Source organism: Streptomyces sp. NPDC048411 (assembly GCF_040704695.1).
Taxonomy (GTDB): Bacteria; Actinomycetota; Actinomycetes; order Streptomycetales; family Streptomycetaceae; genus Streptomyces.
In genome coordinates this window covers 1-20,846 of record NZ_JBEZKL010000129.1, presented here as the reverse complement: position 1 = coordinate 20,846, position 20,846 = coordinate 1, and the positions used below count along the sequence as shown (strand labels likewise).

The 20,846-nt window shown below is 70.0% G+C and carries 21 protein-coding genes and 1 pseudogene; 9 read left to right on the top strand and 13 right to left on the bottom strand.

From position 1 onward, the window contains the following. Nucleotides 1-155 precede the first annotated feature (155 nt). On the bottom strand, nucleotides 156-1,022 hold the full coding sequence (locus AB0915_RS31550) for an aminoglycoside phosphotransferase family protein (protein ID WP_366694333.1): 867 nt from the start codon (nucleotides 1,020-1,022) through the stop codon (nucleotides 156-158). Nucleotides 1,023-1,148: 126 nt separating this feature from the next. On the opposite strand from AB0915_RS31550, the gene AB0915_RS31545 reads away from it, so the two are divergent. Genes AB0915_RS31545 through mgt form a run of 4 tightly spaced genes read left to right on the top strand, consistent with a single transcriptional unit; the run spans nucleotide 1,149 to nucleotide 5,493 of the window. Further along, entirely contained in the window at nucleotides 1,149-2,108 is a 960-nt protein-coding gene (locus tag AB0915_RS31545; protein WP_366694332.1) for a sugar ABC transporter permease, read from the top strand. Further along, nucleotides 2,105-2,944 (top strand): carbohydrate ABC transporter permease, encoded by an 840-nt coding sequence (locus AB0915_RS31540; protein WP_366694331.1) that lies wholly within the window; start codon nucleotides 2,105-2,107, stop codon nucleotides 2,942-2,944. The genes AB0915_RS31545 and AB0915_RS31540 overlap by 4 nt, the downstream gene beginning before the upstream one ends. Continuing rightward, complete coding sequence (locus AB0915_RS31535) at nucleotides 2,944-4,248, top strand: extracellular solute-binding protein (RefSeq protein WP_366694330.1); 1,305 nt, start codon at nucleotides 2,944-2,946, stop codon at nucleotides 4,246-4,248. The genes AB0915_RS31540 and AB0915_RS31535 overlap by 1 nt, the downstream gene beginning before the upstream one ends. 54 nt (nucleotides 4,249-4,302) lie before the next feature. After that, nucleotides 4,303-5,493, top strand: coding sequence for a macrolide-inactivating glycosyltransferase (gene mgt, locus AB0915_RS31530; protein ID WP_366694329.1), 1,191 nt, complete (start codon nucleotides 4,303-4,305; stop codon nucleotides 5,491-5,493). 7 nt (nucleotides 5,494-5,500) lie between these two features. Here the strand turns inward: mgt and AB0915_RS31525 are convergent, their stop codons facing one another. Beyond that, complete coding sequence (locus tag AB0915_RS31525) at nucleotides 5,501-7,888, bottom strand: MMPL family transporter (RefSeq protein ID WP_366694328.1); 2,388 nt, start codon at nucleotides 7,886-7,888, stop codon at nucleotides 5,501-5,503. A 464-nt stretch (nucleotides 7,889-8,352) separates the two neighbouring features. On the opposite strand from AB0915_RS31525, the gene AB0915_RS31520 reads away from it, so the two are divergent. From AB0915_RS31520 to AB0915_RS31500, 5 genes and pseudogenes are all read left to right on the top strand, one after another. Then, nucleotides 8,353-8,496 (top strand): hypothetical protein, encoded by a 144-nt coding sequence (locus AB0915_RS31520; protein WP_366694327.1) that lies wholly within the window; start codon nucleotides 8,353-8,355, stop codon nucleotides 8,494-8,496. After that, a complete protein-coding gene (locus AB0915_RS31515) occupies nucleotides 8,489-8,872 on the top strand; it encodes a nuclear transport factor 2 family protein (RefSeq protein WP_366694326.1) in 384 nt (127 codons plus the stop codon). The genes AB0915_RS31520 and AB0915_RS31515 overlap by 8 nt, the downstream gene beginning before the upstream one ends. Nucleotides 8,873-8,936: 64 nt before the next feature. After that, nucleotides 8,937-9,097 (top strand): annotated as a pseudogene (locus AB0915_RS31510) (ketopantoate reductase family protein); the annotation flags it as partial. Nucleotides 9,098-9,175: 78 nt separating this feature from the next. Beyond that, nucleotides 9,176-9,760 carry a TIGR03086 family metal-binding protein gene (locus tag AB0915_RS31505; RefSeq protein WP_366694325.1) on the top strand — a complete coding sequence of 195 codons (585 nt, stop codon included), beginning with the start codon at nucleotides 9,176-9,178 and terminating at the stop codon, nucleotides 9,758-9,760. Between the two features lie 68 nt (nucleotides 9,761-9,828). Continuing rightward, entirely contained in the window at nucleotides 9,829-10,461 is a 633-nt protein-coding gene (locus AB0915_RS31500) for a DsbA family protein (protein WP_366135519.1), read from the top strand. A gap of 276 nt (nucleotides 10,462-10,737) precedes the next feature. Here AB0915_RS31500 and AB0915_RS31495 read toward each other — a convergent pair whose 3' ends face one another. The 11 genes from AB0915_RS31495 to AB0915_RS31445 all read right to left on the bottom strand — a co-directional run bounded on the left by AB0915_RS31495 (nucleotide 10,738) and on the right by AB0915_RS31445 (nucleotide 20,249). Next, complete coding sequence (locus AB0915_RS31495; protein WP_366694324.1) at nucleotides 10,738-11,502, bottom strand: CbiX/SirB N-terminal domain-containing protein; 765 nt, start codon at nucleotides 11,500-11,502, stop codon at nucleotides 10,738-10,740. Between the two features lie 33 nt (nucleotides 11,503-11,535). Further along, the gene (locus AB0915_RS31490; RefSeq protein WP_366694323.1) at nucleotides 11,536-12,456 is read right to left on the bottom strand and encodes an ABC transporter permease; all 921 of its coding nucleotides are present in this window, start codon (nucleotides 12,454-12,456) and stop codon (nucleotides 11,536-11,538) included. Further along, the gene (locus AB0915_RS31485) at nucleotides 12,443-13,234 is read right to left on the bottom strand and encodes an ABC transporter ATP-binding protein (protein WP_366694322.1); all 792 of its coding nucleotides are present in this window, start codon (nucleotides 13,232-13,234) and stop codon (nucleotides 12,443-12,445) included. Before AB0915_RS31485 ends, AB0915_RS31490 begins: the two co-directional genes overlap by 14 nt. 38 nt (nucleotides 13,235-13,272) lie before the next feature. Beyond that, nucleotides 13,273-14,388, bottom strand: coding sequence for an aliphatic sulfonate ABC transporter substrate-binding protein (locus tag AB0915_RS31480; RefSeq protein ID WP_366694321.1), 1,116 nt, complete (start codon nucleotides 14,386-14,388; stop codon nucleotides 13,273-13,275). A 244-nt stretch (nucleotides 14,389-14,632) separates the two neighbouring features. Then, nucleotides 14,633-15,961, bottom strand: a complete 1,329-nt coding sequence (locus AB0915_RS31475; RefSeq protein WP_366694320.1) for a GTP-binding protein — start codon at nucleotides 15,959-15,961, stop codon at nucleotides 14,633-14,635. Beyond that, a complete protein-coding gene (cysD, locus tag AB0915_RS31470; protein ID WP_366694319.1) occupies nucleotides 15,962-16,897 on the bottom strand; it encodes a sulfate adenylyltransferase subunit CysD in 936 nt (311 codons plus the stop codon). Further along, entirely contained in the window at nucleotides 16,894-17,463 is a 570-nt protein-coding gene (gene cysC, locus AB0915_RS31465) for an adenylyl-sulfate kinase (protein ID WP_366694318.1), read from the bottom strand. Before cysC ends, cysD begins: the two co-directional genes overlap by 4 nt. Beyond that, entirely contained in the window at nucleotides 17,463-18,179 is a 717-nt protein-coding gene (locus tag AB0915_RS31460) for a phosphoadenylyl-sulfate reductase (protein WP_366694317.1), read from the bottom strand. The genes cysC and AB0915_RS31460 overlap by 1 nt, the downstream gene beginning before the upstream one ends. Then, the gene (locus AB0915_RS31455; protein ID WP_366694316.1) at nucleotides 18,176-18,355 is read right to left on the bottom strand and encodes a hypothetical protein; all 180 of its coding nucleotides are present in this window, start codon (nucleotides 18,353-18,355) and stop codon (nucleotides 18,176-18,178) included. Before AB0915_RS31455 ends, AB0915_RS31460 begins: the two co-directional genes overlap by 4 nt. Further along, entirely contained in the window at nucleotides 18,352-20,049 is a 1,698-nt protein-coding gene (locus tag AB0915_RS31450) for a nitrite/sulfite reductase (protein WP_366694315.1), read from the bottom strand. Before AB0915_RS31450 ends, AB0915_RS31455 begins: the two co-directional genes overlap by 4 nt. 116 nt (nucleotides 20,050-20,165) lie before the next feature. Next, the gene (locus tag AB0915_RS31445; RefSeq protein WP_310739661.1) at nucleotides 20,166-20,249 is read right to left on the bottom strand and encodes a putative leader peptide; all 84 of its coding nucleotides are present in this window, start codon (nucleotides 20,247-20,249) and stop codon (nucleotides 20,166-20,168) included. Nucleotides 20,250-20,846 lie beyond the last annotated feature (597 nt).

Genomic DNA, 20,846 nt, shown 5'->3' with positions numbered 1-20,846 from the left:
CGGCGTCCGCCCGTTGGGCGGGCCTGGCGGCGTCGGGTGCGTGCGATCGCAAGGCGGAGGGTCGCCCCGATACTGGGCGTATCGGGGCGAGCCCGACAACGCGGCGAGCGTGCGTGCCAGACGCCGCCAGGCAGGCGGGACTTTCGAAACACGCCCTAGAACGGATACCACCGCACCTCGGGGGCCTCGTCGCGCAAGGACGCGACCCTGCGTCGGAACTCCGCCAGCGCCGCCGGATTCCCCGGCGCATGCTGCGCGACCCACGCGCAACTCGCCGTCTCCCGGGCCCCCCGCAACACCGCACACCCGTCCCACTCACGGACGTCCCACCCGTAGGCGTCCGTGAACCCGTCGTACGCCTCCGCCGCCAACCCGTACCGGTCCCGGGACAGCGCCAGCACCACCAGATCGTGCTCGCGCAGATCCGTGGAGAACGTCTCCAGGTCCACCAGCACCGGCCCGTCCGGACCGACATGGACATTGCGCGGCAGTGCGTCTCCGTGGATCGGCCCCGGCACCAGATGCGGTACCAGCGCCGCAGCCGCCGCCGCGAATCCGTCCCGTCGTTCCCGCAGATACTGTGCGTCGGCCGGATCGATCGCGTCGCCCGCGAGCCGCAGCCACCGCTCCACCCCGCCGAGCAGCTCACGCCGGGGCAGCGTGAAGCCCTCCGGCGCGGGCAGTGCGTGGACCAGGGTGAGCAGCTGCGCCAGATCCCGCGGCTGGGCAGCACGTACCGCGTCGGGGAGCCGGTGCCAGACCGTCACCGGATGCCCCTCGACCAGCCGCGCCTTCGGCTCAGCCGCCCGTACAGCGGGGACCGACGATCCGGCGAGCCACTCCGCGACGGCCACCTCGCGCTCGGCCCGGGCCAGCAGTTCCGGGTTCTGCACGGCGTTCCGGCCGACCTTGACCACCAGGCCGCCGACGGCGAACACCGCGTTCTCACCCAGCGCGAGCAGCTCCGCGCCGTCGGACAGTCCGGCAGCGGTCAGTACCTCGCGCGCACGCATCTCGTTCATGGATCCGATTTTCGCATCTGTGCAGGCGACCTTGACGAACCGACGACCCGTCAGCACCATGGCGGGGGCAACCTGAGCGGCCAGATCTGGGTGAAACCGATCCAATGACGCAAGGGGGTCGAATTCATGACGTTAGCGAATGCAACGGCGCGGACCGGGCGGCATGGCCCGCCCGGGAGCCCGGAGTCCACGCACGGTGGAGCAGCCCCGCGGGTCAACCGGAACGCCGGTACGTGGTTCCTTGTACTGCCTGCCCTGATCCCGATCCTGATCCTCAGCGTCGGCCCGCTGCTCTACGGCATCGCGCTGGCGTTCACCGACGCCCAGTCCGGCCGCACCCGTTCCACCCAGTGGGTCGGCGGGCTCAACTTCCAGGACCTGCTCCACGACGCCCTCTTCTGGGACTCGTTCCGGATCGGCCTCGTCTGGGCGGTCGGTGTCACCGTCCCGCAGTTCGTCCTGGCCCTCGGCCTTGCCCTCCTGCTCAACCAGAACCTGCGGATGCGCTGGCTGGCGCGGGCCCTCGCGATCATCCCGTGGGCCATGCCCGAAGTGGTCGTCGGCATCATGTGGCGGCTGGTCTACAGCCCGGACGCGGGCGTCCTCAACGAGACCATCCGCGATCTCGGGCTCGGCGACGGCCGGGACTGGCTGACCGGACTCACCACCGCGCTGCCCGCCGTGATCGTCGTCGGCGTCTGGGCGGGCATGCCGCAGACCACCGTCGCGCTTCTGGCCGGGCTCCAGAACACCCCGCAGGAACTCCACGAGGCGGCCGCCCTGGACGGCGCGGGTGCCTGGCGCCGGTTCCGTAGCGTCACCTGGCCGGCCCTCAGGCCGGTCGCCCTCTCCATCACTGCGCTCAGTTTCATCTGGAACTTCAATTCCTTCGCCCTGGTCTACGTCCTGACCAACGGCGGTCCCGGTGGCCGGACCCGGCTGCCGATGCTCTTCGCGTACGAGGAAGCCTTCGGCTACGGCCAGTTCGGCTACGCCGCGGCGATGGGCTGTGTGATGGTCGCGGTGATTTCCGTGGTCCTCGCCGTCCACCTCGTCGGCCGGCTCAGGGGAGGCGAGGACCAGTGAGTCTCCGGACCAGCAGATCCGCCCGCACGGGACAGTATGCCGCGCTCCTGGGCTACCTCGTCTTCCTGGCGTTCCCGTTTCTCTGGCTGATCTCCACCGCCTTCAAACCGGCGCGCGAACTGGGTTCCCTGCACCCCACCTGGATCCCGGAGCATCCGACCCTGGACAACTTCCGGCAGGCCTTCGACGAGCAGCCCCTGTTGCAGGCCGCCGCCAACTCGCTGGTCGCCGCGGCCTCCGCCGCTCTGATCGCCGTCGTCATCGCCACGCCCATGGCCTATGTGATGGCCCGGCAGCGCACCGGGCTCACGGCGGCCGCCACCGGCTGGGTCGTCGTCAGCCAGGCGTTCCCCTTCGTCCTGCTGATCATTCCGCTCTTCCTGATCCTCAAGAATCTGCATCTGATCAACACCCTCTGGGGGCTGATCACGGTGTACGCCGTCTGGGCGCTGCCGTTCGCGCTGTGGATGCTGGTCGGGTACGTCCGCGCCGTACCGCCCGAACTCGAGGAAGCCGCCGCGGTCGACGGCGCCGGAAGACTGCGGACACTCGTCTCGGTCACCGTCCCGCTGCTGGCCCCCGGCATCGTCGCCACCGCACTCTTCGCGTTCATCACCGCATGGAACGAGTTCTTCTTCGCGCTCGTCCTGCTCAAGACACCGGAGAAGCAGACCTTGCCGGTCGTACTCACCCACTTCCTCGGCGCGGAGGGCGCGGCCGAGCTCGGGCCGCTCGCCGCCGCCGCGTTCCTCGCCACCCTGCCCTCCCTGGTCCTCTTCGCGATCATCCAGCGCCGGATCACCGGGGGCATGCTGGCCGGGGCGGTGAAGAGCTGATGCGGGCACTCGTGCGTACCGCAGCCGCCGCGGCCACCGCACTGGCTCTGCTCCTCGCCGGCTGCAGCGGTGGCGCCGGAACGGACAACAGCGGGAAGATCAAGCTCCGCTTCCAGTCGCTGGCCTGGCAGAAGGAGTCCGTCGACGCCAACAAGCAACTGGTCGAGGAGTGGAACAGGGGCCATCCCGACATTCAGGTCGAGTACGTCCAGGGCAGCTGGGACAGCGTGCACGACCAGCTGCTCACCTCCTTCGAGGGCGACGAGGCGCCGGATGTCATCCATGACGCCTCCGACGACCTCGCCGACTTCGCGTACGGTGGCTATCTCGCCGACCTGCGCACACTGCTCCCCGGCCGGCTGGCCGCCGATATCCCGCAGCAGAGCTGGCGGACCGCGACGTTCGGCGACGGTGTCTACGGGGTGCCGTTCCTCCAGGAGCCCCGGGTCCTGATCGCCAACACCAAGATTCTCAAGGCCTCCGGGGTCCGGATCCCGAGCCCCGCGAAGCCCTGGAGCTGGGACGAATTCCGGCAGGTCACCAAGGAGCTGACGGGCAAGGGGGAAGGGAAGGCGGCGTACGGAGTCGCCTGGCCGCTCCGGGAACCGGTCTCCGTCACCCTCAACCTCGGAGTCTCCAGCGGCGGCCGGCTCTTCCACCGTGGCGCCGACGGCAGGGTGACCATCCGTCTCGACGAGGGCGACGAGGTCATGCCCGGCACCATCCGCGACCAGGTCAACACCGATCACAGCGCCGCCCGTACCACGCTCGGCATGGGCGGCTCCGACACCCTTCCCGGGCTGTTCGGCGGCAGGTACGCGATGGTTCCGCTGGGCTTCTCGTACCGTCAGCAGGTCGTCGAGCAGGCCCCGAAGGGTTTCGAGTGGACCGTGCTGCCCGCCCCTGCGGGCAATGACGGGCTCGCCCAGGGTGTGAGCCCGCAGACCCTTTCCGTCGCCGAGGCCAGCCCGCACAAGAAGGCGGCCGTGGAGTTCATCGACTTCCTGCTGCGCCCGGAGAACATGGTGCGCCTGGCGCGGGGGGACTGGATGCTCCCGACCGGCACGGCGGCGCTCGCGGACCCGGCTCTGCACACAGCCGAGAACGGCTGGGCGACCGGCGCCGCTCTCGCGAAGGGGCTGCGCCCGGCGCCCGCCCAGTCGGTGCGCGGCTACCCCGAGTGGAAGGACAAGGTCGCCACACCCGCACTCCAGGAGTACTACAGCGGGGCGATCGGACGGGACGAACTGAAGAAACGCCTGGTCGACGACGGGAATCGGGTCCTGGCGCGCTACCAGCGCTGACCGGACCAGGAAATCCAGCTGCACGAGACGTCTCGTCTCGTCTACGGTGTGGGCATGACGGATACCCGACGTGCCCACATCGCCATGTTCTCCATCGCCGCCCACGGACACGTGAACCCGAGCCTCGAAGTCATCCGGGAACTCGTCGGCCGTGGGCACCGCGTCAGTTATGCCATCCCGCCGTCCTTCGCCGAGAAGGTCGCCGCCACCGGAGCCGAACCGGTGCTCTACACCTCGGTCCTGCCCACCGCGCCGGAGGACTGGGGCACCGAGCCGATCGACCACCTGGAGCCGTTCCTCGACGACGCCGTCCAGGCGCTGCCCCAGCTCATCAAGGCCTTCGACGGGGACGAGCCGGACCTCGTCCTGCACGACATCACCTCCTACCCGGCCCGCGTCCTCGCCCACCGCTGGGGCGTGCCCGCGGTCTCCCTCTCACCCAACCTGGTCGCCTGGGACGGGTACGAGGAGGAGGTCGGCGAGCCGATGACCGCCGAGCTGATGCGCAGTGAACGCGGGCGGGCGTACCGCCAGCGGTTCGCGGACTGGCTCACGGAGAACGGCATCGACCAGCATCCCGATCCGTTCGTCGGCCGACCGCGCCGCTCGGTCGTCCTGATCCCCGAGGTGCTCCAGCCGAACGCGGACCGGGTGGACCGCGAGGTTCACACCTTCGTCGGTGCCTGCCTGGGCGACCGTGCCGACCAGGGGGAGTGGCAGCGGCCCGCGGATGCCGAGAAGGTGCTGCTGGTGTCGCTCGGCTCGGCCTTCACCCAGCAGCCCGGCTTCTACCGCGACTGCATCGAGGCGTTCGGTGACCTGCCCGGCTGGCATGTCGTGCTCCAGATCGGTGCGTTCGTCGACGTCGCCGAACTCGGGCACGTACCCGCGAATGTGGAGGTGTGCTCCTGGGTGCCGCAGCTCTCCGTGCTCGAGCAGGCGGACGCGTTCATCACCCACGCGGGTGCGGGCGGCAGCCAGGAGGGGCTCGCCACCGGCACCCCGATGGTCGCCGTCCCGCAGGCGGTCGACCAGTTCGGCAATGCCGACATGCTGCAGGCGCTGGGCGTCGCCCGTCATCTGCCGATGGACGAGGTGACCCCGGAGGCGCTGCGCACCGCAGTGCTCGCTCTGGCCGGGGACCCGGTGGTGGCGGCGAAGGCGGCGGCGGTACGGGAGCACATGGCGGGGGAGGGCGGCACAAAGCGGGCAGTCGGCCTCATCGAAGCCGAACTGCCCGCCTGAGCAGGGTTTATCGGGACTGTCCGGTGAGCGTGCTGTCCGGGGTCTCCCCCGTGGCCTCAACGGCGGGGGAGGGAATCGCACCAGGGGCCCGGTCGTCGCGCACCCCGTCCGCGACGCCCGACTCGTCGTGTGTCAGGTCCGGCAGCCACCTCAGCCACTTCGGCAGGTACCAGTTGCGTTCGTCGAGCAGCGCCATGACGGCCGGCAGCAACACCCCGCGAATGATCGTCGCGTCGATCAGCACCGCAGCGGCCAATCCCACGCCCATCTGCTTCATGGACTGCATCGACAGCGTGCCGAAGATCGCGAACACCGCGACCATGATGACCGCCGCGCTGGTCACCACGCCTGCCGTTGTCACCACGCCGTGGGCGATCGCGTCCCTGGTGGAACGGCCCTGCAGTCGGGCTTCCCGGATCCGGGACACCACGAACACGTGGTAGTCCATCGAGAGCCCGAAGAGGATCACGAACAGGAAGAGCGGCAGCCAGGAGACGATTGCACCCACCCCTTCCGCACCGACCAGAGAGGCGCCCCAGCCGTGCTGGAAGACCGCGGTCAGGATGCCGTACGCGGCGCCCACCGACAGCAGGTTGAGCACGATGGACGTCACTGCGACCGTCAGTGAACGGAAGCAGAGCAGCATCAACAGGAAGGCGAAGACCACGACGAAGGCGAATACCGGCACCACCGCGCCGACGATCTGGTCGTTGAAGTCCTTCGACCCCGCGACCTGACCGGTGATCGGCGCCTCGACGCCGTCGACCTTGCCGAGCGTGTCCGGGCGCACCTGGTCACGGAGCAGATCCAGGCTCTTGACGGCCCTGCTCTGATCGGATCCACCGACCAGCGGTACGTCGATGACCGCGATGTTCTCCGCGTCGTGCGTCACCATGTCGACCGGGCCCTTGGAGGCGCCCGACGCGACGGCCTGCTCACGGAAGTCGGCGAGCGCCTGACGTACCGGAGCGGCGTTGATGTCGTCGGCCTTCACCACGACCCGGGCCGGGTCGGCGCCGCCGGGGAACGCCGCGTTGAGCCGCTCGTACGTCTGCACGATCGGGAGCGAGCTGCCGAACTCCTGGTCCAGGGTGAGGTTCTGGGTGTGCATGCCGACGGCGGGCAGCGCAACCGCGGCGAGTGCGCCCGCCGCGATCACCAACGCCGTCCAAGGGCGGCGCAGCACCGAGTTGAGTACTGCACGCCACACCCGGCTCTCGCTGCTCGCAGCGCCCGGTTGCACGGCCGACGGGTGCGGGCGGTTGTGGTGAGCGGTCGACTTCCGCCGGCTGCCGGCGGACTGCTTGAGGCGGTTGAGGAACGGCACCCGCCCCTTCTCGACCCGCTCGCCGAGCAGCGAGAGCAGGGCGGGAAGGACCGTCACCGAGCCGACCATCGCGACCGCGACGACCATGAGCGAGGCGAGCCCCATCGCCTCGAACTCGGCGAGACCGGTGAAGAGCATGCCCGCCATCGCGACACAGACCGTCACACCGGAGACGATGATCGCGCGTCCGCTGGTTGCCGCGGCGATCATCAGGGCGGTCCGGGCGTCGCGTCCCTTGGCCCTTTCCTCGCGCTCGCGCCGCAGATAGAAGAGGCAGTAGTCGACACCGACGGCCAGACCGACCAGCAGCATCACCGAGTTCGCCGTCTGGCTCATCGGCTGGAGATGGCTGACCACGCCCATCAGCCCCATCGTCGCGATGATCGCCGTGATGGCCAGAGCCACCGGCAGCAGTGCGGCGACGAGGGCCCCGAACGCGATCAGCAGAATGCCCAGGGCGACCGGTACGGCGGAGAGTTCGGCCCGCTGGAAGTCGTCGCCGAAGGCGTCTTCGAAGGTCTTGCCCATGCTGGCGCTGCCGATCTCCTCGATCACGAGACCGTCGTGCTCGCCCTGGACCTTGCCGACGGCCTTCAGCACCGGTTCGACGCGCGCGCTCGCCGTTTCGGGATCCCCCCGCATCTCGAACTGTACGAGCGCGCTGCGACCGTCCGCCGAGATGCTCTTCGTCGAGTACGGAGACGTCACGGCGGTCACTTCACCGGTGGACTGGACCGCCTTCATCACGGCGTCGACGGCCGAGCGGAACTCCGGTGACGTGGCCTTCACCGAGGGGCTGTCGGCCTGGATGAGCACGGTTTCGCCCGCCGGAGCCTTCAGCCCGGCGTCCTCGGTGATCTGCACGGCCCGGCTCACCTCGCCGGACAACTGGTCGCTCTCCTTCACATCGACCCGGCCGGCCGCCGAGCCGAGTCCCATCGCGAGAACGACGAACAGCACCCACACGGTCACCGCCGCCCATCGGTGCCGTGCGCTCCAGCCGCCGGCCCGGGCGGCGATGCCGCGTACGCGTGGCGCCCCCGTGCGCGCCGAATCCACTGTTCTCATGACGGACCTGCCCCCTCGTGGCCGACGTCGGCTCCCTGCCATCGTCGCTGCTCCGAAGGTAGGGGCGGAACGGAGTTGTCTCGTCATGCTCCCCGGTGAACCTGCGGGGCCGGTTCTCCACCTTGCGGGCCAGAGGATCCCTGAGAGGGGCGGTTCGTGACCCTTACAAGTAAAAGGCTGTCAGGCATCACCCAGGGCTTCGGCATCTCGCTCAGAGCTCCACCATGTTGCTGAGGCGGAGCCTGATGGTGGAACGCCCCCGCAAGCGGCCCCGGTCCTCACGTCCCGGACCACCATGGTGGACGGCGGTCGCCGCGTCGGCGCCCTGCAACGCGACCGAGGGCACGCCGAACAAGCTGCTGAAGGCCGTTGAGCAGCAGGCATCACCGAATCGGCGGCCGCCGTGCCCACCCCACGGGGCGCGGCGGCCGCGCTGCTCGGGCGGACCGTCCTACGGTGTGCCCATGACCACGATGTACGCGGCACCGTTGCGCGGGATCCAGGTGCGCGGCCACCGCATCCACCGTCCCGCTCTCATCAAGGGATCCACCGCCACTACACCGAACCGGAACATCGTCGCCGAACTCGTGGAGATGACACGTGCCTGAGCCGTCGCCCGGTGTCGCCGCGGCCATCGAGGGTGAGCTCAGCCTCCTCGACCCGCTGGTCCGCGCCTCCACCGAACTCCTCGCCCGGGTACTGCACCCGGAGTACCGGGAGATCGACACCACCGGCCGCTGCTGGAACCGTGACGCGATCATCACCCTGCTGATCGCCAACGACGCACCCCGGCCCGGACCGCTCACCGCGTCCCGGATGCAGGGGGTCCACTTGGCCGACGGAGTCGTCCATCTGACCTTCGAGACCGAGTCCAAGGGGCTCCGGGCGCACCGCAGTTCGCTGTGGCGGCTGACCGGCCGGAGCTGGCTGCTCTACTTCCATCAGGCGACCCTCTTCGTCGCCGGGCCCTCCGACGACGAGTGACGGTGCACGAAGGCGCGTGACCGTCCTCGGCCGCGGGTGACGCGCTGCGCACGTGCCGTCCCCCCTGGAGGCGGACCGCCTCAACGGCGAGAGGGCGGCTGTACGGGGTGCCCACACCGGTCGACGACGTGCTGCAGCGCACCGTGAACACGTTCGCGCGTGAGCGGCGGGAGCCGATCGATGTCCGTGGCCGAACGCGCCGCACTGGTCGACACCGCGTCCTGAGCGAGCCGGACATCCGACACGGGTCGCTGTCGCATTTCTTCAATACCGGCGCCGGCGTCCGGCCGTATCGTCCGGTGCATGAAGACCGAGCACGCCCATATGACCGAATGCGCCGCCGAGGCAGCCCGTATCGCCCGTGGCATCAGCGCCGAACAGCTGACCGCGCCGACCACTCCCTGCGGTGACTGGGATCTGCGGGAACTGATCAACCACTGGGTGCTTTACACCTCGCACGGCCTGGAGCACCGCGCTCGGCGCACGCCCCTCCCCGACGAGCTCACCGCCCGTGACTTCACGGCCGACGCCGACTGGGCCGAGCAGTACGCGGCGCAGCTTGACCGGGCCGTCGCCGCCTGGTCGGACCCGGCCGTCTGGGAGGGCGAGATCGACCTGGGCCATGCGTCGTCCCCTGCGGCCGAGATCGCCGCGATGCTCATCGAGGAGACGGCTCTGCACAGTTGGGACGTGGCCCGCGCGACCGGTCAGGAACTCAGGCTCTCCGACGGGGCGGCCGCGTACGTCCTCGGCGTCATCGAGGGGTCCGCCGAGCTCTACCGGCAGTACGGCGGCTTCGCCGACGAGGTCGACGTGCCCGGATCGGCGCCCGTCCTCGCGCGCGCACTGGCCCGCAGCGGACGCGATCCGCAGTGGACCGCCGCCTGAAAGTGGCCCACTGGAAGGGGTGCTGATTGGCCCGTAGTCGTATGCCAATGGCTGGCTACGCTCGGGCCATGACCACTCATCGGAATCACGGTACTGACCGAGCCGTCGTCGACTTCTACTTCGACCCCGCCTGCCCGTTCGCCTGGATCACCTCCCGCTGGATGCTGGAGGTGGAGCAGCAGCGTGACATCGAGCTCCGCTTCCACGTCATGAGCCTCCATCTGCACAACACCGGCAATGAACTGCCCGACTGGTACCGGGAACTGGTCGACAAGTCGATCGGCCCGGTACGGGTCGCGGTCGCCGCGGCGGCCGAGCACGGCGACGGCGTGCTCCGGGACCTCTACACCGCCTTCGGCACCCGCATCCACCAGCAGAAGAACGAGGACTTCGACGAGGTGATCGCCGAATCCCTCGCCGAGCTCGGCCTGCCCGCCGCGCTCGCCGGTGCCGCGCACGCGGACACCTACGACGAAGCGCTGCGGCGCAGCCATGACGCGGGCAAGGACCCGGAGGCGGACGGCTATGTCGGCACGCCGACGATCCATGTCGACGGCACAGTGTGGTTCGGCCCGGTGCTGCGCGCCGCCCCGCGCGGCGAGGAGGCGGGCAGGCTCTTCGACAGCTTCCGGGTGCTGGCCGGTTACCCGGACTTCTTCGAGCTCAAGCGCACCCGCACCGGCAGCCTCGACGTCGGCTGACCGCCGCGCCCCTCCGGCGCCGCGGGGGCGCTCCTCATGGCGCTCCGGACGCGGAGCCCGCCTGCATCCGCATCGGTGGGCTCCCCGAGGACGGCGGCCCCTTCACCGTCACCGCGGCCGGCGCGCAGGGGACCGGTGCCCCGTCCCTCCCCTCGGCCGCGTACACGGTCACCGTCGCCGCTGTCACCGCGGCGGGCGCCGGACCGGCGGTCACGGTCAGGGCGACGGCCAAGGCCGGGCGGACCGAGACGGCCGGACGTGTGGCCCGCGCCGGTGTCAGGCGGTGAGCGCCGCCACGCGCGGCACACACGCCTCGTCGTAGCGGCGCAGCAGCAGCCGCGCCAACTCCCGCGAAGGACCGAGCACCTCGGCCAGTACATCCGCCCCCGCCTCCCGGGCGCCCGCGGCGATACGGTCGGGGAGGCGGCCGGGCGCGATGACGTACGGGGCCACGGCGACACGACGGACACCGGATGCCCGCAGGGCCCGTACCGCGTCCTCGGCGGGGGGATGGCCCCCAGGCGATGCAGCGGAGGCGAACGCAGGCCGCACGGCGCACCAACCGGTGTGCCGCAGCTCCCGCGCGATTTCAGCGATCACTGCGATCGCCTCCGGGTCTGTGGAGCCCGCCGAGGCCAGGACGAGCCCGGTCGAGCCTCGGTCGCCGGGGGAGACCCCGGCTTGGTGCAGCCGCCGTTCCAGGGCGGAGTTCAGCAGCGGCGAAGGGCCGAGCACCTCCGCCTGCCGGATCCGCAGCCGCGGCAGCCGGGTCTGTGCCTCGTGCAGTACGGCGGGGATGTCGGTCTTGGCGTGGAAGGCCCGGGTCAACAGCAGCGGCAGGGCCACCACCTCGCCGACGCCTTGCGCGGCCAGCCGCTCCAGCACCCGCGGCACGGACGGGGCGTTGAACTCCAGGAAGCCGGTCTCCACGCACAGTCCGGGGCGCAGCGCCCGGACCCGCGCGGTGAGCGCGTGCACGGTCGCCGCGTGCCGCGGATCGCGGCTGCCGTGGGCGATGACGAGAAGAACGGGGGAAGCCATGACGGTACTCGGTTCCTGGATCGGTTTCGTGGTTCAGCGACTGACGAGGAGGCCGCGGCTGCGCAGCACCCACCGCTCCAGGGGGCTGAAGATCAGCAGGTCGATGGCGATGCCGACGATCAGGATCAGGAAGATGGCGAGGAACACCATCGACATGCTGCTGGTCTCGCGGCCCTGCTCCAGCAACTGCCCCAGGCCCACGCCCAGATCGGGCGACGAGGCGATGATCTCGGCGGCCATCAGCGAGCGCCAGGAGAACGCCCAGCCCTGCTTCAGCCCCGCCAGATAGCCGGGCAGCGAGGCGGGCAGCACGATGTGCCAGGTGCCGCGCAGCCCGGTGGCGCCCAGCGTCTGCCCGGCCCGCAGGTGCAGCGGCGGGATCCGGTCGACACCGGCGACGAGACCGTTGGCGATCGACGGGACGGCGCCCAGCAGGATCACCGCGTACATCATCGTGTCGTCGAGCCCCAGCCAGATCACCGCGGGCGGCACCCACGCCACCGACGGCAGCGACTGGAGACCGGAGAGCACCGGGCCGATTGCCGCGCGCACCACCTTCACGCGCGCCACCAGCAGCCCGAGCGGGGTACCGATGACGAGCGCCAGCAGGAAGCCGAGCAGGCCGCGCGAGACGCTCGTCCAGATGTAGCCGAGCAGGGTGCCCTGCGCCCAGGCGTTGGTCACCTCGTCCCAGACCTGGGACGGCGACGGCAGCTTGTAGTCGTCGGTGACCTTCGCCCAGATGAGGATCTGCCAGACGATGAGTACCAGCGCGACGGCCACGACCGGCGGCAGGACCTTCTGCACCAGCACCTGGCGTACCGGAGTCCGGCTCACCCGCACCGCGTCGAGCGCGTCGAGCCCCGCCTCCAGCCCGGCCAGGTCCTGGGCGGCGTCCTTGACGGTGCCGGACGCGGCGGTGCTGTCCTCGGTGGTGGTGTCAGTGCTGGCCATGTCGGCGGATCTCCCCACGCAGTTGTTCGGTGATCTCGACGGACAGCTCTGCCACCGCGGTGTCCTCGATGCGGCGCGGCTGGTCGATGTCGACGGCCCACTCGCGGGCGATCCGGCCCGGCCGCGACGACAGCAGGACGACCCGCTCGGCGAGCCGGACCGCTTCCCGCACGTTGTGCGTGACGAAGAGGACCGAGACGTTCGTCTCGCGCCAGATCCGGGTCAGCTCGTCGTGCAGAACATCCCGGGTGATGGCGTCGAGAGCGGCGAACGGCTCGTCCATCAGCAGCAGTTGACTGTCCTGGGCGAGCGCGCGGGCCATCGCCACCCGCTGGCGCATGCCACCCGAGAGTTCGTGCACCCGCTTTCCGTACGCCCCGCCGAGCCGTACGAGTTCGAGCAGCCGCTCCGCCTCCGCGCGGCGGTCGGACTTGGGTACCCCGCGCAATCGCAGCGCGAGCTCGATGTTCTTGCCCGCGGTCAGCCACGGGAAGAGGGCGTGCTCCTGGAACATCAGGGCCGGCCGCCCGCCGGAGGTCTCGATGGACCCCGCGGTCGGGCGGTCGAGTCCGGCCACCAGGTTGAGCAGCGTCGATTTGCCGCACCCGGAAGCTCCCAGGAGGGTGACGAACTCGCCGGGAGCGACATCGAGCGTGATGTCGTCCAGGACGAGCTGCGGCCCCTCCGGCCCGCCGAAGGACTTCGAGACGTGGTCGATACGGGCAGCGTGCCCGACCGCCGTACGGTCCTCGGCCTTGGTGAGCGTGGTCATCGCCATGGTCGTCACCTCCTGGGAGATCCTGGAACGGTCGGGGGTTACTTGACGCCGAGTCCGGCGTCGGAGACCTCGGGCTTGCCCGCGGCCTTGAGGATCTTGTTCAGCGGCTTCAGGTCGTAGATGCCCGTCAGATCCGTCTGCTCCAGCAGGCCCGCCTTCACCGCGTGCTCGGCCTCCGTGTCGAGCGTTGCGGCCAGCGGGTCATCGGTGAACCGGATCGACTTCCACGCCGGGTCGAGGACCTCGGCCGGCAACTCCTTGCCGGACAGCTCCTTGAGCGCGGTGTTGGCGGAAGCCTTCGCCTTGTCCGGGTGGGCGTTGATCCACTCGTTGGTGTTGACCGAACCGCGCAGCACCGCCTCGACGACGTCCGGGTGTTCCGTGAGGAATTTCTGCGACACGATGATGTTCGTGATCACGAACTTGTTGTCCGGCCAGAGCGTCGACTCGTCGAGGAGCACCTTCGCGCCCTGCGCGACCAGCTTGGAGGCGGTCGGCTCGGGGACCCAGGCGCCGTCGACGGAACCGGCCTTGTAGGCGTCCGGGGTCACCTTGTTGTCCGTGCGGACCACGGAGACGTCGCCCTTGCCGCTCTGGGCGTCGACCTTCCACCCCTTCTCGGAGATCCAGTTGAGGAAGGCCACGTCCTGGGTGTTGCCGAGCTGCGGGGTGGCGATCCTCTTGCCCCTGAGGTCGTCCAGGGTCTTGATCTTCTTCGGGTTGACGACCAGCTTCACGCCGCCGGACGCCGCACCGCCGATGATCCGCAGGCTCTTGCCCCTGGACTTGGTGAAGCCGTTGATGGAAGGGGAGGGGCCGATGAAGCCGATGTCGATCGAACCGGCGTTGAGCGCCTCGATCTCGGACGGGCCCGCGTTGAACGTCGACGGCTTGACCGTGGTGCCCCCGAGCTCCTTGGCGATGATGCCTTCCCGGATGCCGATCAGGGCGGTGGCGTGCGTGAGGTTCGGGAAGTAGCCGATCTTCACGGTGTCCGTGGAGAGCTTCTTGCCGTCGGCGGAGACGTTCGCCTTCTTGGCGTCGTCGTCCTTCGCCGCGGAGCCGTAGCCGCAGGCGGTGAGCGCCACGGCGAGCAGCGGCAGAGCGGCGGCTGCGGCGAGGCTGCGGCGCAGGGGGAAACGGGTGGCAGGCACGGGAGGCGTTCCTCTCGTTGGCCCGGTGCCCACGTCCCTCGACGGTTAGGGGGACGCGGCCGGGCAGTCGGCATGTCTTCGTCTGAACTGGCGGTACCGGAGGTGCGGTTGGTGCAAGCGGGCGCGCAGGCAGTGCGCGTACGTCATCGCGCACATCGCGCAACCCCGCCCTGGCCGCTGCCGAGGGCGCCGCTGCCGATCCGGCCGCCCTCCTTCGCGAACGTCGCGTAGATGTCGACAACCATCAGAAGTCCCATTCGGCGTCGTCGGCGGCCGGGGCCTCGGTCTCGGCGGCGAACGAGGCGCCCGCCATGCCGGCCGTCAGCGTGGTGCCGTCCGCCGGGTCGATCAGCAGGAACGAGCCGGTGCGCCGGGAGTCCGCGTACGCGTCCAGCGCGAGCGGCTCCGCGGTACGGACGACGATCCGGCCGATGTCGTTGGCGACGAGCTGTCCGGGCGCCGGGTGCTGCGAGAGGTCGTCCAGCGTCAGCCGTGACGGGATGTCCTTGACGATCGCCTTGACCGTGCGGGTGGTGTGCTTGAGCAGCACCCGCTGGCCGACCACGAGCGGCTGGTCCGCGACGTGGCAGACGGTCGCCTCGACGTCCTGGGTGACCGCCGGCGCGTCGTCGGCCGGTGCGATGAGGTCACCGCGCGAGACGTCGATGTCGTCGGCGAGCCGGACGGTCACCGACTGGGGCGCCCAGGCGATGTCCACGCTCTCGCCGAGCGCGTCGATCCCGGCGATCGTCGACGTGCGGCCCGAGGGCAGGACCGTGACGGCCTCACCCACGCGGAACGCGCCGGCGGCGATCTGGCCCGCGTAGCCCCGGTAGTCGGGGTGCTCGGCGGTCTGCGGCCGGATCACGTACTGGACGGGGAAGCGGGCGTGGCAGCCGGTGAGGTCGTGGCTGACCGGCACCGTCTCCAGGTGTTCGAGGACCGTCGGGCCGCCGTACCAGTCCATGTGCGCGGACGGCTCCACGACGTTGTCACCGGCGAGCGCGGAGATCGGGATCGCGGAGATCTCCGGGACGCCGAGCGAGGCGGCGTATGCGGTGAACTCCTCGGCGATGGCGGCGAATACGGGCTCCGCGTAGTCGACCAGGTCCATCTTGTTGACGGCCAGGACCAAGTGCGGCACCCGCAGCAGCGCGGCGACGGCGGCGTGCCGGCGGGTCTGCTCGACGACACCGTTGCGGGCGTCCACCAGGACGACGGCCAGCTCGGCCGTCGAGGCCCCCGTCACCATGTTCCGGGTGTACTGCACGTGCCCCGGGGTGTCGGCCAGGATGAACCGGCGGCGCGGCGTGGCGAAATAGCGGTAGGCGACATCGATGGTGATGCCCTGCTCGCGCTCGGCCCGCAGCCCGTCGGTCAGCAGCGCCAGGTCCGGCGTCTGCTGGCCCCGGCTGCGCGACGCGTGCTCGACGGCCTCCAGCTGGTCGGTGAGGACCGACTTGGAGTCGTGCAGAAGGCGTCCGACGAGGGTGGACTTGCCGTCGTCGACGGACCCCGCGGTGGCGAACCGCAGCTGGGTCGTGGTCGACAGCTCCGTGGAGATTGTGCTCATTTAGAAGTACCCCTCGCGCTTACGGTCTTCCATCGCGGCCTCGGACATCTTGTCGTCGGCGCGCGTCGCACCCCGCTCGGTGAGCCGGGAGGCGGCGATCTCGGTGATCACGGCGGCGAGCGTCGTGGCGTCCGAGTCGACCGCGCCGGTGCAGGACATGTCGCCGACGGTGCGGTAGCGCACCTGCCGGGTCTCGACCCGCTCGCCCTCCTTGGGGCCGCCCCAGTCACCGGCGGTCAGCCACATCCCGGAGCGGTTGAAGACTTCCCGCTCGTGGGCGAAGTAGATCTCCGGAAGCTCGATGCCCTCGCGCTCGATGTACTGCCAGACGTCGAGCTCGGTCCAGTTGGAGATCGGGAAGACCCGGACGTGCTCGCCGGGGGCGTGGCGGCCGTTGTACAGCTGCCACAGCTCGGGGCGCTGGCGGCGGGGGTCCCACTGGGAGAACTCGTCGCGCAGCGAGAAGACCCGCTCCTTGGCGCGCGCCTTCTCCTCGTCGCGGCGGCCGCCGCCGAACACGGCGTCGAAGCGGTGCTCCTGGATCGCCTCGGTCAGCGGAATGGTCTGCAGCGGGTTGCGGGTGCCGTCGGGGCGCTCGCGAAGCTTCCTGGCGTCGATGTACTCCTGCACGGAGGCGACATGCAGTCGCAGCCCGTGCTCGGCGACCGTGCGGTCGCGGTAGTCGAGGACCTCGGGGAAGTTGTGCCCGGTGTCGACGTGCAGCAGCGTGAACGGCACCGGCGCCGGCGCGAACGCCTTCAGCGCCAGGTGCAGCATCACGATCGAGTCCTTGCCGCCGGAGAACAGGATCACCGGCCGCTCGAACTCTCCCGCCACCTCACGGAAGATGTGCACCGCCTCGGACTCCAGGGAGTCCAGGTGGCTGAGTGCGTACGGATTGTCGGTGCCTTCCGACACAGCCGCGACGGTCGTCACGCTGCACCCCTCTCGCTGAGCAGCGCGTACAGCTCCGCCGCGGACTCCTGCACGGTCTGCTGGTGCGACTCGATCCGCAGGTCCGGCGACTCGGGCGCCTCGTACGGGTCGTCGACCCCGGTGAGCCCGCTGATCTCGCCCGCCGCCTGCTTGGCGTAGAGCCCCTTCACATCGCGTACGGAGCACACCTCGACCGGAGTCGCGACATGCACCTCCAGATACGCGGTGCCCTCGGCCTGGTGACGCTTGCGTACCGCGTCCCGGCTGTCCGCGTACGGGGCGATGACCGGGACCAGCACCTTCACGCCGTTGGCCGCCAGCAGTTCGGCGACGAAGCCGATCCGCTGGACGTTGGTGTGCCGGTCCTCGCGGGAGAAGCCCAGACCGGCGGAGAGGAACTCCCGGATCTCGTCGCCGTCGAGCACCTCCACCCGGTGGCCCTCGCCGCGCAGCCGCCCGGCCAGTTCGTACGCGATGGTGGTCTTGCCCGCGCTCGGCAGACCGGTCAGCCAGATGGTGGCTCCCGTCTCCGTCACGCTCATCGAACTCTCCTGATCAGTCGTCATCACTCGTGCAGCCCGCACTCGGTCTTGCCCCGCCCGGCCCACCGGCCGGCGCGCGCGTCCTCGCTCTCCAGCACCCGGCGGGTGCAGGGCGCGCAGCCCACGGAGGCGTAACCGTCCATCAGCAGCGGGTTGGTGAGGACTCCGTGCTCCGCGATGTACGCGTCGACGTCGTCCTGCGTCCAGCGGGCGATCGGCGAGATCTTGACCTTCTGCCGCTTCTCGTCCCAGCCGACGACCGGGGTGTTCGCGCGGGTCGGGGACTCGTCGCGGCGCAGCCCGGTCGCCCAGGCCGCATACGGCGTCAGGCCCTCCTCGAGGGGCTTGACCTTGCGCAGCTTGCAGCACAGGTCGGGGTCCCGGTCGTGCAGCTTCGGCCCGTACTCGGCGTCCTGCTCGGCCACCGTCTGCCGCGGGGTCAGCGTGATGACGTTGACGTCCATCACGGCCTCGACGGCGTCACGCGTGCCGATCGTCTCCTCGAAGTGGTAACCGGTGTCGAGGAAGACCACGTCGACGCCCGGGAGGGCGCGGGACGCGAGGTGTGCCACGACCGCGTCCTCCATCGAGGAGGTGACGCAGAACCGCTTGCCGAAGGTGTCGGCGGCCCACTGCAGGATCTCCGGCGCGGAGGCGTCCTCGAGTTCCCGGCCGGCTCGCTCGGCCAGCTCCCTGAGCTCCTCGGCCCCGAGCTGTCCGTTCTGCTGAATATCCGTCATATCCCGTCCTGTTCAACGTCGTTGCGCTGCAGTCCTCGGGTCAGCAGGCCCAGGAACTTGAGCTGGAACGCTCGGTTGCAGGAAGCGCATTCCCAGGCACCGTGCCCGGTCTCGTGCGGGCGCAGGTCCTCGTCGCCGCAGTACGGGCAGTAGAACGGTGCGGCGCGCTCGCTCATGACAGCGACTCCGCACTGGCCCGCGCCGCCCAGGTCGCGAACCGCTCGCCGTCCTCGCGCTCCGCCTGGAACCGGCCCAGCACCCGCTCGACGTAGTCGGGCAGCTCGGCGGAAGTGACCTTCAGGCCACGGACCTTGCGGCCGAAGCCGGCCTCCAGGCCCAGTGCGCCACCGAGGTGCACCTGGTATCCCTCGACCTGGTTGCCGTCGGCGTCCAGGACGAGCTGGCCCTTGAGACCGATGTCCGCGGTCTGGATGCGGGCGCAGGCATTGGGGCAGCCGTTGATGTTGATGGTGAGCGGTTCGTCGAACTCCGGCATGCGGCGCTCCAGTTCGTCGATCAGCGAGGCACCGCGTGCCTTCGTCTCGACGATCGCCAGCTTGCAGAACTCGATGCCGGTGCAGGCCATCGTGCCGCGGCGGAAGGGTGAGGGCCTCACCTGGAAGTCGAGCGCCTCGAGTCCCGTGACCAGGGAGTCCACCTGGTCCTGCTCGACGTCGAGGATGAGCATCTTCTGCTCGACGGTGGTGCGCAGCCGGTCCGAGCCGTGCGTGGCCGCCAGGTCGGCGATCTTGGCCAGCGTGGAGCCGTCCACCCGGCCGACCCGGGGCGCGAACCCGACGTAGAAACGGCCGTCCTGCTGCTGGTGGACACCCACGTGGTCGCGCCAGCGGCTGCTCGGCTGCTCGGGGGCGGGCCCGTCGATCAGCGGGCGCTTCAGGTACTCGTCCTCCAGTACCTGGCGGAACTTCGCCGGGCCCCAGTCGGCCATCAGGAACTTCAGCCGGGCGCGGGTGCGCAGCCGCCGGTAGCCGTAGTCACGGAAGATCCCCACCACACCGGCCCAGACGTCCGGGACATCGTCCAGCGGTACCCAGGCGCCCAGTCGTTCGGCGAGCCGCGGGTTGGTGGAGAGCCCGCCACCCACCCAGACGTCGAAACCCGGACCGTGCTCGGGGTGGACCACGCCGACGAACGCGATGTCGTTGATCTCGTGGACCACGTCCTGCACCGGGGAGCCGGAGATCGCGGTCTTGAACTTGCGCGGCAGGTTGGAGAATTCCTTGTTGCCGATGTAGCGGTCGTGGATCTCGTCGACCGCGGGCGTGCCGTCGATGATCTCGTCGGCGGCGATTCCCGCCACCGGCGAGCCGATGATCACACGCGGGCAGTCGCCGCACGCCTCGGTGGTGGAGAGCCCGACGGCCTCCAGCTTCTCCCAGATCGCCGGGACGTCCTCGATGCGGATCCAGTGCAGCTGGATGTTCTGCCGGTCGGTGATGTCCGCGGTGCCGCGCGCGTACTCCTGCGAGATCTCGCCGATGACGCGCAGCTGCGCGGTGGTCAGCCGGCCGCCGTCGATCCGGACCCGCAGCATGAAGTACGTGTCGTCCAGCTCCTCGGGCTCCAGGATCGCGGTCTTGCCCCCGTCGATCCCGGGCTTGCGCTGGGTGTAGAGACCCCACCAGCGCATGCGCCCACGAAGATCGCTGGGGTCGATCGAGTCGAATCCGCGCTTGGAGTAGATCGTCTCAATGCGTGTCCGCACATTGAGACCGTCATCGTCCTTCTTGAACTGCTCATTGCCGTTGAGCGGAGTGTGGTGTCCCACGGCCCACTGGCCCTCGCCACGGTGGCGCCCGGCCTTGCGGCGGGGCGTGGTGGTCGCAGGCTGTTCCGGGGTGGAGGCCATGACAATACGTCCTTCGGGACTGCGGGAGGGCGGCTCTGAACTGCACACTCGCGCTGAGGCGCGGCGGTGCGCAGGAGGTGCAGAGAAAGGGGGGAACGCGGCGGGTGCTGGGACTCTCAGCTCGCCGGACAGATGGCGCTGGACATGCGGCCGAGGTCGACGTGGCGTCGACTCACCAAGGCAATCCCAGTTCCAGGCATGACGGAAGCCTGTCACGCGCGTCTCGGGACAGTCCACCACTATCCATGATGTGGACGAGACTGTCCCGAACGGTGAGATGGTGTGGTACCGGTCACGCTGCGGCGAGCTCGTTCGGATCCGTATGAGCCGTTAGCTCCCGGTATGTACGTACGGAGGTCCGGTCGGATCGCCGCCTCCGGGTAATCGCACATGCCCGGCGGACACGCGGCGACCCGGCGCTGCGCCTCGCGCGGCGGGGCGCCACAGGCGGTCCCGGTTCGGGGACGGCCTCGCGGCGCGCGAGGCGCTGGCCCGACTTCTAGTGCCCCTCCCGGCAAGCTTTGCCCCGTCGCGCCGCCCAGCACGCCCGCTCGCCGCGTTGGCCAAAAGCCCTGGTAGCTCCTTCCCCAAGCTCTCAGCTTCGTTCGAGCAGGGGAGACCCCATCCAAGGACTTCCGGCCGCCTTGCGATCGCACGCACTGGACGACGCTCCTCACGGGGCAACCATTGCCGGTCACGGCACTAGGGCGTGTTTCGAAAGTCCCGCCTGCCTGGCGGCGTCTGGCACGCACGCTCGCTGCGTTGTCGGGGTCGCCCCGATACGCCCAGTATCGGGG